This window comes from Luteimonas arsenica, from assembly GCF_004352825.1.
In the GTDB taxonomy this organism is placed as follows: Bacteria; Pseudomonadota; Gammaproteobacteria; order Xanthomonadales; family Xanthomonadaceae; genus Luteimonas; species Luteimonas arsenica.
Genome location: NZ_SJRW01000001.1, coordinates 1,475,191 through 1,487,582, shown reverse-complemented (window position 1 = coordinate 1,487,582; position 12,392 = coordinate 1,475,191). Strand labels below are relative to the sequence as shown.

Sequence of the window (12,392 nt, the reverse complement as noted above, 5' to 3'; positions counted from 1 at the left end):
GCTGCGAAGGGGTTCAAGCATGGAAAACGGCAGGCTGCGGGTCAGGCACGCCGCATCGGCATGGTTCGTGGCCGCGCTGCTGTGCGCGTTGCTGGCCGCCTGTTCACGCACGCCGCCGGAGCAGGCGCTGCGCGAAGCGATGGAAGGCATGCACGCGGCGATCGAAGCGCGGGACGCCGGCGATCTGGTGGACTTCCTGGCCGAGGACTTCATCGGCCCCGGGGGCCTGGACCGGGACGGTGCGCGGCGGCTGGCCGCACTGCATTTCATGCAGCACGGCACCGTGGGCATGATGCCTGGACCGCTCGAAATCGAACTGCAGGACAGCCACGCCCGCGTCCGCTTCAGCGCCGTGCTGTCGGGCGGCAGCGGGCGCCTGCTCCCCGACAGCGCCCAGGCCTGGCAGGTCGATACCGGCTGGCGCCTGGTCGACGGCGACTGGCGGATGACCAGCGCCGACTGGACGCCAGTCATGCGCTGAGGGGTGGCTACGCGGCCGCCTTGCCCGCCAGCTCGCGCAGGACGTAGTGCAGCAGGCCGCCGTTGCGGAAGTATTCGACCTCCTTGGGCGTGAGCAGCATCACCGCCGCCTCGAAGTCCTTGCTGCTGCCGTCCGCGGCGGTGGCGGTGACCTTCGCGCGCTTCGCGGCGCCGTCGCGCAGGCCGGTGATGGCATAGGTTTCGGTGCCGTCCAGGCCCAGGGATTCCGCGCTCTGCCCGTCGACGAAGGTCAGCGGCAGCACGCCCATGCCCACCAGGTTGGAGCGGTGGATGCGCTCGAAGCTCTCCGCGATCACCGCCTTCACGCCCAGCAGGTTGGTGCCCTTGGCCGCCCAGTCGCGCGAGGAGCCGGTGCCGTACTCCTTGCCGGCGATCACCACCAGCGGCGTGCCGTCGGCCTTGTACTTCATCGCCGCGTCGTAGATCGCCAGCTGTTCGCCTTCGCCGCCGTCCTTGCCGAAGTAGCGGGTGAAGCCGCCCTCCACGCCGTCGAGCATCCGGTTGCGGATGCGGATGTTGGCGAAGGTGCCGCGCACCATCACGTCGTCGTTGCCGCGGCGCGAGCCGTAGCTGTTGAAGTCCGCCGGCTGCACGCCGCGCGACTGCAGGAACAGGCCCGCGGGCGAGTCCTTCTTGATCGAGCCGGCGGGCGAGATGTGGTCGGTGGTGATCGAGTCGCCGAACAGGCCCAGCACGCGCGCGCCGTGGATGTCGTCGATGCTGCCGACCTCCATCGTCATGCCGTCGAAGTAGGGCGGGTTCTTGATGTAGGTCGAGGCCTCGTCCCAGGGGTAGAGCTCGCTTTCCGGCGAGGCCATCGCGTTCCAGCGCGCATCGCCCTTGAACACGTCGGCGTAGTTCTGCGCGAACAGTTCCGGGCCGACGGTCGCGGCGATCATGTCGCCGATCTCCTTGTTGCTCGGCCAGATGTCGCGCAGGTAGACGTCCTTGCCGTCGGCATCCTGGCCCAGCGGCTCGCGGGTCAGGTCGATGTCGACGGTACCGGCGATGGCATAGGCCACCACCAGCGGCGGCGAGGCGAGGTAGTTCATCTTCACCTCGGCGTGGATGCGGCCTTCGAAGTTGCGGTTGCCCGAGAGCACCGAGGCCACGGCGAGGTCGTTCTCGGCGATGCCCTTCGACACCGCTTCCGGCAGCGGGCCGGAGTTGCCGATGCAGGTGGTGCAGCCGTAGCCGACCACGTAGAAACCGAGCTTCTCCAAGTCGTCCATCACCCCGGCCTTCTTCAGATAGTCGGTGACCACCAGCGAGCCCGGGCCGAGCGAGGTCTTCACCCAGGGCGCGGCCTTGAGGCCCTTCGCCACGGCGTTGCGCGCCAGCAGGCCGGCGCCGAGCATCACAGCCGGGTTGGAGGTGTTGGTGCAGGAGGTGATCGCCGCGATCACCACCGAGCCGTCGCAAAGCTGGTGTTCGCCGTCATCGATGGTGATTTTCGACACCGGCTTGGCTGCCAGGCGTTCGGCCTGGGGCTGGTCGCCGCCTTCGGCCGCCAGTTCCTGCACAGCGCAGCCGACCTTGCGGTTGGCGACCAGGCCTCCGACGTTCTCGTTGAAGTTCGCCTTCATGTCCTCCAGCAGCACCCGGTCCTGCGGGCGCTTGGGGCCGGCCAGCGAGGGCTTGACGGTGCCCATGTCCAGCTCGAGCACGGAGGAGTAGGTGGCCTCGGCCTGGCCGGGTTCGTGCCACAGACCCTGGGCTTTGGCGTAGGCCTCGACCAGCGCGATCTGCTCGTCGCTGCGACCCGACAGGCGCAGGTAGCGGATCGCTTCGGCGTCGACCGGGAAGATGCCGCAGGTGGCGCCGTACTCGGGCGACATGTTGCCGATGGTGGCGCGGTCGGCCAGCGGCAGGTGCTGCAGGCCGTCGCCGAAGAACTCGACGAACTTCCCGACCACGCCATGCGCGCGCAGCATCTGGGTGACGGTGAGCACCAGGTCGGTGGCGGTGGCGCCCTCGGGCAGCTTGCCGGTGAGCTTGAAGCCGACCACCTGCGGGATCAGCATCGACGAGGGCTGGCCGAGCATCGCGGCCTCGGCCTCGATGCCACCCACGCCCCAGCCGAGCACGCCGATGCCGTTGATCATCGTGGTGTGGCTGTCGGTGCCGAACACGGTGTCCGGGAAGGCCCAGGTCTCGCCGTCGCCGCTCTCGTTGGGGATGCTGCGCTCCATCACCACGCGCGCCAGATGCTCCAGGTTCACCTGATGGACGATGCCGGTGTTGGGCGGCACCACCTTGAAGTCCTGGAAGGCGTTCTGGCCCCAGCGCAGGAAGCCGTAGCGCTCCTTGTTGCGGTCGAACTCGATCCGGCCGTTGAGGTCCAGCGCGTCCGGGCGGCCGAAGACATCGACCTGCACCGAGTGGTCGATCACCAGCTCCGACGGGATCAGCGGGTTGATCTGTTCGGGGCGGCCGCCCAGGCGGGCCACGGCATCGCGCATCGCGGCCAGGTCGACCACGCAGGGCACGCCGGTGAAGTCCTGCAGCACCACGCGTGCAGGCATGAAGGCGATCTCGGTGTCGGGCTCGGCCTTCGCGTCCCATCGCGCCACGGCCTCGATGTGCTCCTTGCCCACGGTCACGCCGCCGTCCTCGTGCCGGAGCAGGTTCTCCAGCAGGATCTTCATGGAATAGGGCAGGCGGGCGAGGTCGAAGCGTTCGCCGAGCTTCGCCAGGCTGGCGTAGGTGTAGGACTTGCCGTTGACCTCGAGGCGGTCACGGGTGGAGAAGGAATCGGCCATGGCTGGGCTCCCTGTTCGGATGGCGTGGCGGGCTGGCAGACCGCCAGTGTACGGATGAATGCGTTACCGTCGCGTTCTGGTATGTGGGCTTGGGTATGTATTCCAAGGTATGTATAATTGGCGCATACCGTTCCAGCCATGCCCGTCCGGGCAGGAGGTCCCATGGAAGCCACCGTTGCCGAACGCGGCCAGATCACCCTGCCCAAGGCGGTGCGTGATGCCCTGGGACTGACCAAGGGCACCACCCTGAAGGTCGAACTGGAAGGCGGGCGCATCATCCTGCGGAAGAACGTCGATGACGCCGTATCGCGGGCCCGTGGCCGGTTCAAGCTGCCGCCCGGCGTCACCACCGACGACATCATGCGCGAGCTGCGCGGACGTGCGCCGGGTGATCCGCTCGAACCCTTCGAGGTGCTGCGCGATCCGGCCGATGCCGGCCAGGCGGGCGATGAATGATCGCCGTCGATACCAACGTGCTGATCGACCTGCTCGGCGAGGACGCACGGGCCGGTGCGGCCGAAGGCTGCGTCCGCGATGCCCTGATGCTGGGGCCGGTCGTGGTCTGCGACGTGGTGGTGAGCGAAATCACCGCGGGCCTGGGCCACGGCGCGGACATCATGGACGTGGTCGAGGACATGGGTCTGAGCTACCTGCCCGTTGATCGCAGGGCGGCCATCCGCGCTGGTGAAATGCAGCGCCGCTTCAACCAGCGGCGCAGATCGTCGCGTCACAAGGAAGCACCGCGCACCGTGCCGGATTTCCTCGTCGGCGCCCACGCCATGCTCCAGTGCAATGCCTTGATCACCCGCGACGACGGCTTTTTCCGCGACTACTTCAAGGGCCTGAAGCTGATCGTGCCAAAGGCCACCTGAGAACAGCGTCCCCGCCGTGGCGGGAACGAAGCGACATCCACCACCTGTTTTTTCCCGGAGTCCCCCACCATGTTGGAAGCCTATCGCCACCACGTGGCCGAACGCGCAGCGCTCGGCATCCCCGCGCTGCCGCTGACCGCGCAGCAGACCGCCGAGGTCATCGAACTTCTGAAGAACCCGCCGGCGGGCGAGGGCGAGTTCCTGCTCGACCTGCTCACCCATCGCGTTCCGGCCGGCGTGGACGACGCCGCCAAGGTCAAGGCCAGCTACCTGGCCGCGCTGGCCTTCGGCAGCGAGAGCAATGCACTGATCAGCCGCGAGCGCGCCACCGAGCTTCTGGGCACCATGCTGGGCGGCTACAACGTCGCGCCGCTGGTCGAGCTGCTGGACGACGCGGCGCTGGGCCCGGTCGCCGCCGACGCGCTGAAGAACACCCTGCTGGTGTTCGACGCCTTCCACGACGTGGAAGAGAAGGCCAAGGCCGGTAACGCCAACGCCAAGGCCGTGCTGCAGAGCTGGGCCGATGCCGAATGGTTCACCTCCAAGCCGGAAGTGCCGGAGTCGCTGACCATCACCGTGTTCAAGGTGCCGGGCGAGACCAACACCGACGACCTGTCGCCGGCGCCCGACGCCACCACACGCCCCGACATCCCGATGCACGCGCTGGCGATGCTGAAGAACAAGCGCCCCGACGCGCCCTTCGTGCCGGAGGACGACGGCAAGCGCGGCCCGATCCAGGAGATCCTGTCGCTGAAGGACAAGGGGCACCTGGTCGCCTACGTCGGCGACGTGGTCGGCACCGGCTCCAGCCGCAAGTCGGCCACCAACTCGGTGCTGTGGTGGACGGGCGACGACATTCCCTACATCCCGAACAAGCGCGCCGGCGGCGTCTGCCTGGGCGGCAAGATCGCGCCGATCTTCTACAACACCATGGAAGACGCCGGCGCGCTGCCGATCGAGCTGGACGTGTCGAAGATGGATCACGGCGACGTGGTCGAGCTGCGTCCCTACGACGGCAAGGCGCTGAAGGGCGGCGAAGTGATCGCCGAGTTCGAGGTCAAGAGCGAAGTGCTGTTCGACGAGGTGCGCGCCGGCGGCCGCATCCCGCTGATCATCGGCCGCGGCCTGACCGCCAAGGCGCGCGAATCGCTGGGCCTGCCGGCCACCGACCTGTTCCGCCAGCCGGCCGCGCCGGCCGACACCGGCAAGGGCTTCACGCTGGCGCAGAAGATGGTCGGCCGCGCCTGCGGCCTGCCGGAGGGGCAGGGCGTGCGCCCGGGCACCTACTGCGAACCGAAGATGACCACCGTGGGCTCGCAGGACACCACCGGCCCGATGACCCGCGACGAGCTGAAGGACCTGGCCTGCCTGGGCTTCTCGTCCGACCTGGTGATGCAGTCGTTCTGCCACACCGCGGCCTATCCGAAGCCGGTGGACGTGAAGACCCACCACACCCTGCCGGAGTTCATCTCCACCCGAGGCGGCGTCTCGCTGCGCCCGGGCGACGGCATCATCCACAGCTGGCTCAACCGCATGCTGCTTCCCGACACCGTCGGCACCGGCGGCGACAGCCACACCCGCTTCCCGATCGGCATCTCCTTCCCGGCGGGCTCCGGCCTGGTGGCCTTCGCCGCCGCCACCGGCGTCATGCCGCTGGACATGCCCGAGTCGGTGCTGGTGCGCTTCAAGGGCCAGCTGCAGCCGGGCGTGACCCTGCGTGACCTGGTGCACGCGATCCCGCTGTACGCGATCAAGGCGGGCCTGCTGACGGTCGCAAAGCAGGGCAAGAAGAACATCTTCTCCGGCCGCATCCTCGAGATCGAGGGCCTGCCGGAGCTGAAGATCGAGCAGGCTTTCGAACTGGCCGACGCCTCGGCCGAGCGCTCCGCCGCCGGCTGCACCGTGCGCCTGGACAAGGCGCCGATCATCGAATACCTCAACAGCAACATCGTGCTGCTGAAGTGGATGATCGCCGAAGGCTACGCCGACGCCCGCACCCTGCAGCGCCGCATCGACAAGATGCAGCAGTGGCTGGCCGACCCGCAGCTGCTCGAGCCCGACGCCGACGCCGAGTACGCCGCGGTGATCGAAATCGACCTGGCCGAGATCGTGGAGCCGATCGTGTGCTGCCCGAACGATCCGGACGACGCGAAGACCCTGTCCGACGTCGCCGGCAACACCATCGACGAGGTGTTCATCGGCTCGTGCATGACCAACATCGGCCACTTCCGTGCGGCTGCGAAGCTGCTGGAAGGCAAGCGCGACATCCCGACGCGCCTCTGGGTCGCCCCGCCGACCAAGATGGACGCCAGCGAGCTGACCAAGGAAGGCCACTACGGCACCTTCGGCGCCGCCGGCGCGCGCATGGAGATGCCGGGCTGCTCGCTGTGCATGGGCAACCAGGCGCAGATCCGCGAAGGCGCCACCGCGATGTCGACCTCGACCCGCAACTTCCCCAACCGCCTGGGGCGCAACACCAACGTCTACCTGGGCTCGGCGGAGCTTGCCGCGATCTGCTCGCGCCTGGGCCGCATCCCGACGCGCGAGGAGTACATGGAGGGCGTCGGCGTGATCAGCGGCAAGGGTGCGGAGATCTACCGCTACATGAACTTCGATCAGATCGAGGAGTACCGGGAGGTGGCGGAAGGGGCGTCGGCGGCCTGACCGGACACGCGTGCCGTCAGTATGGGAACGCCCGGCAATGCCGGGCGTTTTCGTATCCAGGATACGTCTCACGACCACGTCTATTATTTCGCATTGAAGTAGACCCGTTCGGGTGTGCGTCGATCGAGTGATCGATCAGAACTTGGGGCACACCCGCACATCTACGATTGAGAACTCCAGCGCCAAGGGAATGGCGAAGTGCTGGGCGATGGTCCTCTGGCTTTTGCCGAGGCTGTCGCCTGGTGCTTTGACTTCCACGAACCGCAGCTGGCCATCCTTCCAGATCGTCAGGTCTGGCCAACCGCGTCGAAACTCGTAAGGATCCGTGGAGAAGATGGTGGCGATCCGGTGCAGTAGGTCGACGCCGGCCACCTCCATAAGCTCCACCAGCATCCAGGTCTCCAAGCCTGGGAACCAGTCCAGGATCGAAGGTGCTTTGACCGGCACGCTGGCCTTGGGGCGCTTGAATAGCGAGCTCACGCTTTTCCGGAGCGGCGGGGGAGCGCTCATCATCATTTCGAAATTGCGCTTCACCTGATCAGGGGTGGCCCGTTTCAGGTTGGCCAGGAGCGTAGCCTTCGTGAAGTAATCCTCCTTGAAGGCCACGTTCTGGGCATACAGCGCTTCGATGTAGGTCATCCGGTGCCGCGGGGAGATTTCCGGAAAGGACATGCACTTGATCAGGTTGAGGATCAAGCCGCCTTCCCGGTGGTAGCCGCGCCAGCCATCGGCCTCGTACTGCGACAGCACGGCGCGCTCCACGGTCATGATCGTGCCCTTGGTCGGGCACAGCCACTGCTTGGGCCTCTTGCCGCGTCTGAGCGGCAGCGTGGAGTATTTGAAGCCGGCCTTCTCGGCGTTGCGCTGGCGTGGTGTCGTGGTCATCGGCGTGCGATGGTCAAACTGACCCTACCAGTCGCTGTTTGCCCTGGCATTGGCCAAGTAGGTCTGCAGGTCGGTGGCGAACTTGTCCAGGACCTTCACGGCCATCGGTTCGATCCGATAGCGGTTGGCGCTTTCGATCTCGCCCCACGCAGCCTTCACCCCCTTGGAGTCGGTGGCCACGATGTTGTGCATCTGGATCCGAATGCGCCCATCCTTCGCGTCAATGATCAGCCGGCCACGGATGCCGTGGAAGGCATGCAGCAACTTGGCATCCTCATTCATGAGGATCACGGTGCCCACCAGCTTGCCGAGATCAGGATCGTTGAGCTCGACCACTTCCTTGCCCGAGCCGAACTTCTCGGCGATGTAGGCGTTGGAATAGGTAATGATCTCCCGTTGGGTCAGATCCACGGTCTGGATCTTTTCCCACACATAGGGCTCCTTGTCCTTGGCCAGCGCCGGGAGCGCGGTCAGTGCAGCCAGCAGCAGCGCGGCAACGATGCGGGTCATGACGTCTCCTGATGATTTCCCCAGGCCCTATCATGCCAGCGCAGGCGCGAGCTTCTACAAGGAAACGTGCTGCAACACCACACGCCACAACGGCAACGTCACCAGCGACAGCACGATCCCATACCCCACCACCGTCGCCGCCAGCCTCGGCGCCAGCCCGTGCGCGATCGCCAGCGCGGCCGCGGTGATCATCGGCGGCATCGCGGTTTCCAGCACGCCGACCTGCAGCACTTCGCCGCGCATGCCGAGCAGCCACGCCAGCGGCAGCGAAACCGCCGGCAGCAACACCAGCTTCAGCACCAGCCCGGTCGCCAGCGGCGCGATTTCGTCGCGCGGCAGGCGCAGCTGGATGCCGAGGCCCACGGCGAGCATCACCAGCATCACCAGCACTCCGGCCAGGCGCTCCAGCGCCAGGGCGATCCACTGCGGCGGTTGCTCAGGCATCAGGGTCAGACCGAAGGCCAGCGCCCAGGTCGGCGGGAACAGCAGGATGCGTCGCACGATGGCCTTCGCCGAAGGCGCGCTGTCGCCGCTGCCGCGCGCCAGCACGAGCAGGCCGACGGTCGACAGCAGCAGGAAGGTGCCGAACTGGTCGTAAACCACGGCGTAGGGCAGGGCCTGGCCGCCAAGCAGGGCCTCGATCATCGGGAAGCCGACGTAGCTGGTATTGCCGAGCATCGTCAGCAGCACCAGCACCACGGTCTCGTCGCGGCGGAACTTCAGCCAGCGCGACGCAAGTGTCACCAGCGCCCACGACGCGGCCGCGATCAGCCACGGCAGCGCCGCCAGCGCGAGCAGGGAGACGTCGAAGCGCAGCTTCGGCACGTTGAGCAGGATCGCCGCCGGCAGGCAGACATAGAGCACCAGCAGGTTCAACGTTTCGCCGGCGTTGTCCGGCAGCACGCGCAGCCGCGCGAACAGCATGCCGAGCGCCAGCATCGCCAGCATCAGCGCGAAAGCATCGAAGGCCATGGGCCACCGGTGACGGAGCGGGAGCCGAAGTTTACAGCGCGCGCCGGGCCCGCCCGTCGCGTCGGCTATCCTTCACGCCCCGATCCGATGGCCCCGAAGCATGCAAGCAGCGTCGCAGCCCCTGTCACCCGCCGGCAGGCTCTTCTCGATCGTCGCCCTGCTCGAAGCCTTCACTTGGGCGGGCCTGCTGCTGGGCATGTACCTAAAGTACGGCAGCGGCACGACCGACCTGGGCGTATGGTTCTTCGGACGCCTGCACGGCGCCGCCTTCCTGCTGTACGTCGCGGTCGCCTTCTACGCCGGCGCCCGCCTGCGCTGGCCCATGTGGACCCTGCTGCTCGCCGTCCTCGCCGCGATCCCGCCGCTCGTGACCCTGCCGCTTGAAATCTGGTACCGCCGCCGCGGCTTCCTCGCGAACCAGGCATCTCCCGCCCCATCCAGCGCCTGATCCCAAGAACAGGCCAGAAACCACCTCAGAGCGCTTCTGCCTTATCCGCGTAAATCCGCTCAAATCCGCGTAAATCCGTGGCAAAAAAACTTCCGCCGCGCCTCACCCCAGCAGATCCTCCACCGCCCGCGCCATAGCCCCGCGCTGGAACAGGAAGTCCCAGGGGCTGCCGCCGGACTGCCGCCACAGCACCGCCGAGCGCAGCGCCGCCAGCAGCATCGCCCGGATCTCGGCCACGATCGCGGCCTGGCCCAAGTAGTGAGGGTTGCCCTGCACCAGCACGCGCGGGCGCAGGTGGCTGACGGTGTCGGCGTACAGGCTGCCGAGCTTCGACAGCACGTCCGGATGCGCGGTGCCCCGGCGCTCGGCGTCGTGTCGGGCGGCCAGGATGCCTTCGTGCACGCGGCTGGCCACGTCGTCGTCCTGCACGAAGCGGCGTTCGAGCTGGGTCACCGCCAGCGCCAGCTTCGGCAGCAGCGGGTCCTGGCCCTTGTTGGCCAGGTAGTCGCGCAGCAGCATCAGCCCGGGGCGCACGTTGGGCACGCCGCCGTAGACCTCGGCGGCGGAGCCGGCGTCGATGCGGAACACGCTGCCCAGCGCGGTCTCAAGCACGGTGCCCTCGGCCTGGCCGGTCTCGGCCACGCGGCGCACCTGGCGCAGGGCCTGGGCCAGGCCGGCCAGGGCCAGCACGCGGTCATGCATGTCGCTCATGCCGACGCTCCCGCGGCGACGGGCGCATCGGTGGAGGCGATCACGGCGCCGCCCAGGCAGGCCTCGCCGTCGTACAGCACCACGGACTGGCCGGGGGTCACGGCGCGCTGGGGGCGCTGGAAGGCGACCCGCAGGGTCCCGGTATCGTCAACGATCACTTCGCATGGCTCCTCTGGCTGCCGGTAGCGGGTCTGCGCCGTGCAGCTGAAACGGGTGGATGGCGGGGCGCCGGCGATCCAGTGTGCGGTTTCGCTGCGCAGGCTCCGTGACATCAGGTAGGGGCTGTCATGGCCCTGGTCAACCGTGAGCACATTGCCCGCGACGTCCTTGCCGACGACGTACCAGGGCTTGTCGTCGAAGCCGCGGCGCCCACCGATGTTGAGGCCTTCACGCTGGCCCAGGGTGTAGTAGAACACGCCGGAGTGTTCGCCCACTGACTGGCCGTCGGGCGTGCGGATGTCGCCCGGGCGCGCGGGCAGGTACTGGCCGAGGAATTCGCGGAAGTCGCGTTCGCCGACGAAGCAGATCCCGGTGGAATCCTTCTTCGCGGCGGTCGGCAGCCCGGCGGCCGAGGCCATCGCCCGCACCTCGTCCTTCGCCAGCGCACCCAGCGGGAACAGGGTCGCCGCCAGCTGCGCCTGGCCCAGCTGGTGCAGGAAGTAGCTCTGGTCCTTGCCGCGGTCGGCCGCGCGCAGCAGGCGCCAGCGACCACCCGCGAAGTCGATGCGGGCGTAGTGCCCGGTGGCGATGCGCGCCGCGCCCAGCTCTCGGGCGGCGTCGAGGAAGTGCTTGAACTTGATCTCGCGGTTGCACAGCACGTCCGGGTTCGGCGTGCGCCCGGCGGCGTACTCGGCCAGGAAATGCTCGAACACGCCCGCCCAGTACTCGCCCGAGAAGTCGCGGAAGTGGATCGGGATGCCAAGCCGGCCGCAGACCGCGACCGCGTCGCGGCGGTCCTCGTCGGCGCGGCAGTGGCCGCTGCCGTCGTCGGCCCAGTTGTCCATGAACAGGCCGGCGATGGACTCGCCGGCGTCGCGCAGCAGCAGAGCGGCGACCGATGAGTCCACGCCGCCGGACATGCCGACGATGATCCCCGGCGCCGCCATCAGCGCACCGAACGCAGCAGCGACAGCGGCTGTCGGCTTCCGGCCAGATGGTCGGCGACGACCTGCCAGACCAGGGGGCTGCGGTGGCGTTCTGCCTGGGCCTGGAGCTCGCCAGGCGTCAGCCACAGAGCGCGCACGATGCCTTCGTCCAGCTCGCGCGCCGGGTCGTGCGACAGCGGCCGCGCGGCGAAGGCGAAGCGCAGGTAGTGCCGACCGGGCGTACCGTCCGCCAAGGTGGGCGACGTCCACTGGTAGGCGCCGATGAAGGCCGTGGGCTCGACGGTCCAGCCCGATTCCTCCAGGGTCTCGCGCACCGCGGCCTCGACCAGGTCCTCGTCCGGCTCAAGGTGGCCGGCGGGCTGGTTGAGCACGATCCGGCCACCCGAGCGCTCCTCGACGCAAAGCACCCGGCCGCCGTCGACCACCACGGCGGCGACGGTCACGTCGGGTTGCCAGAACCGCCCCTGCCGGTAGGTCATGGTCGGCATCGGCGCTTGGGCGGCGTGGAGGGGGCAGGACGCATGCGGAAACCAGTCGGGAATGGGCCATTCTCGCGCGGTGGAATGGGGCCGTCCACCGGGCGCGCCGGTATAATCACGGCCATGAGCAGCAACGCAGGACACGAGCGCGACCACGGCGTCGCCGTCGAGGTCGGCCGCCCCGAGCTGGCGCGGCCGCCAATGTATTCCGTCCTCCTCCTGAACGACGACTACACGCCCATGGATTTCGTGGTCGAGGTGCTGGTCCGCTTCTTCGGCATGGACATCGAGCGCGCCACCCAGGTCATGCTCCACGTCCACACCCGCGGCCGCGGCGTGTGCGGCCTGTTCTCGCGCGACGTGGCCGAATCCAAGGTGGCCCAGGTCAACGAGTACTCGCGCCTGAACCAGCATCCGCTGCTGGCGACGGTCGAGAAGGCCTGAGCCGCACTCCACGGGTGCGCCTGCACGCCACGATGACG

13 protein-coding genes are annotated in these 12,392 nt (G+C 68.1%); 6 read left to right on the top strand and 7 right to left on the bottom strand.

Going from position 1 to position 12,392, the window contains the following annotated elements; genetic code table 11:
- Positions 1-19 precede the first annotated feature (19 nt).
- On the top strand, positions 20-481 hold the full coding sequence (locus E2170_RS06825; RefSeq protein WP_132999811.1) for a nuclear transport factor 2 family protein: 462 nt from the start codon (positions 20-22) through the stop codon (positions 479-481).
- 7 nt (positions 482-488) lie between these two features.
- Here the strand turns inward: E2170_RS06825 and acnA are convergent, their stop codons facing one another.
- Positions 489-3,263: an aconitate hydratase AcnA gene (gene acnA, locus E2170_RS06820; RefSeq protein WP_132999810.1), complete on the bottom strand. Its 2,775-nt coding sequence runs from the start codon at positions 3,261-3,263 to the stop codon at positions 489-491.
- A 162-nt stretch (positions 3,264-3,425) separates the two neighbouring features.
- On the opposite strand from acnA, the gene E2170_RS06815 reads away from it, so the two are divergent.
- From E2170_RS06815 to acnB, 3 genes are all read left to right on the top strand, one after another.
- Positions 3,426-3,719, top strand: coding sequence for an AbrB/MazE/SpoVT family DNA-binding domain-containing protein (locus tag E2170_RS06815; protein ID WP_132999809.1), 294 nt, complete (start codon positions 3,426-3,428; stop codon positions 3,717-3,719).
- The gene (locus tag E2170_RS06810; protein WP_132999808.1) at positions 3,716-4,135 is read left to right on the top strand and encodes a type II toxin-antitoxin system VapC family toxin; all 420 of its coding nucleotides are present in this window, start codon (positions 3,716-3,718) and stop codon (positions 4,133-4,135) included. Before E2170_RS06815 ends, E2170_RS06810 begins: the two co-directional genes overlap by 4 nt.
- Before the next feature lie 69 nt (positions 4,136-4,204).
- Positions 4,205-6,799, top strand: a complete 2,595-nt coding sequence (acnB, locus tag E2170_RS06805) for a bifunctional aconitate hydratase 2/2-methylisocitrate dehydratase (RefSeq protein ID WP_132999807.1) — start codon at positions 4,205-4,207, stop codon at positions 6,797-6,799.
- A gap of 135 nt (positions 6,800-6,934) precedes the next feature.
- Here the strand turns inward: acnB and E2170_RS06800 are convergent, their stop codons facing one another.
- From E2170_RS06800 to E2170_RS06790, 3 genes are read right to left on the bottom strand one after another with little or no spacing between them, the layout of a single operon-like run.
- Positions 6,935-7,684, bottom strand: a complete 750-nt coding sequence (locus tag E2170_RS06800; RefSeq protein WP_132999806.1) for a VRR-NUC domain-containing protein — start codon at positions 7,682-7,684, stop codon at positions 6,935-6,937.
- Between the two features lie 24 nt (positions 7,685-7,708).
- Positions 7,709-8,194: a DUF4468 domain-containing protein gene (locus tag E2170_RS06795; RefSeq protein WP_132999805.1), complete on the bottom strand. Its 486-nt coding sequence runs from the start codon at positions 8,192-8,194 to the stop codon at positions 7,709-7,711.
- A gap of 54 nt (positions 8,195-8,248) precedes the next feature.
- Positions 8,249-9,166 carry an AEC family transporter gene (locus E2170_RS06790; RefSeq protein WP_132999804.1) on the bottom strand — a complete coding sequence of 306 codons (918 nt, stop codon included), beginning with the start codon at positions 9,164-9,166 and terminating at the stop codon, positions 8,249-8,251.
- A 100-nt stretch (positions 9,167-9,266) separates the two neighbouring features.
- Between E2170_RS06790 and E2170_RS06785 the strand changes: the two genes are divergently transcribed.
- Positions 9,267-9,614 (top strand): DUF3817 domain-containing protein, encoded by a 348-nt coding sequence (locus E2170_RS06785; RefSeq protein ID WP_207914930.1) that lies wholly within the window; start codon positions 9,267-9,269, stop codon positions 9,612-9,614.
- Positions 9,615-9,716: 102 nt separating this feature from the next.
- On the opposite strand, the gene E2170_RS06780 is transcribed toward E2170_RS06785, so the two are convergent.
- The 3 genes from E2170_RS06780 to E2170_RS06770 are packed head-to-tail and all read right to left on the bottom strand — an operon-like array spanning position 9,717 to position 11,910.
- Positions 9,717-10,316, bottom strand: a complete 600-nt coding sequence (locus E2170_RS06780) for a lysogenization protein HflD (protein ID WP_425477841.1) — start codon at positions 10,314-10,316, stop codon at positions 9,717-9,719.
- A gap of 5 nt (positions 10,317-10,321) precedes the next feature.
- Positions 10,322-11,431, bottom strand: coding sequence for a tRNA 2-thiouridine(34) synthase MnmA (gene mnmA, locus E2170_RS06775; RefSeq protein ID WP_132999802.1), 1,110 nt, complete (start codon positions 11,429-11,431; stop codon positions 10,322-10,324).
- Positions 11,431-11,910: an NUDIX hydrolase gene (locus E2170_RS06770; protein WP_133000061.1), complete on the bottom strand. Its 480-nt coding sequence runs from the start codon at positions 11,908-11,910 to the stop codon at positions 11,431-11,433. The genes mnmA and E2170_RS06770 overlap by 1 nt, the downstream gene beginning before the upstream one ends.
- A 123-nt stretch (positions 11,911-12,033) precedes the next feature.
- Between E2170_RS06770 and clpS the strand changes: the two genes are divergently transcribed.
- Positions 12,034-12,354 carry an ATP-dependent Clp protease adapter ClpS gene (gene clpS, locus E2170_RS06765; RefSeq protein WP_132999801.1) on the top strand — a complete coding sequence of 107 codons (321 nt, stop codon included), beginning with the start codon at positions 12,034-12,036 and terminating at the stop codon, positions 12,352-12,354.
- The last annotated feature ends 38 nt before the right edge of the window (positions 12,355-12,392 follow it).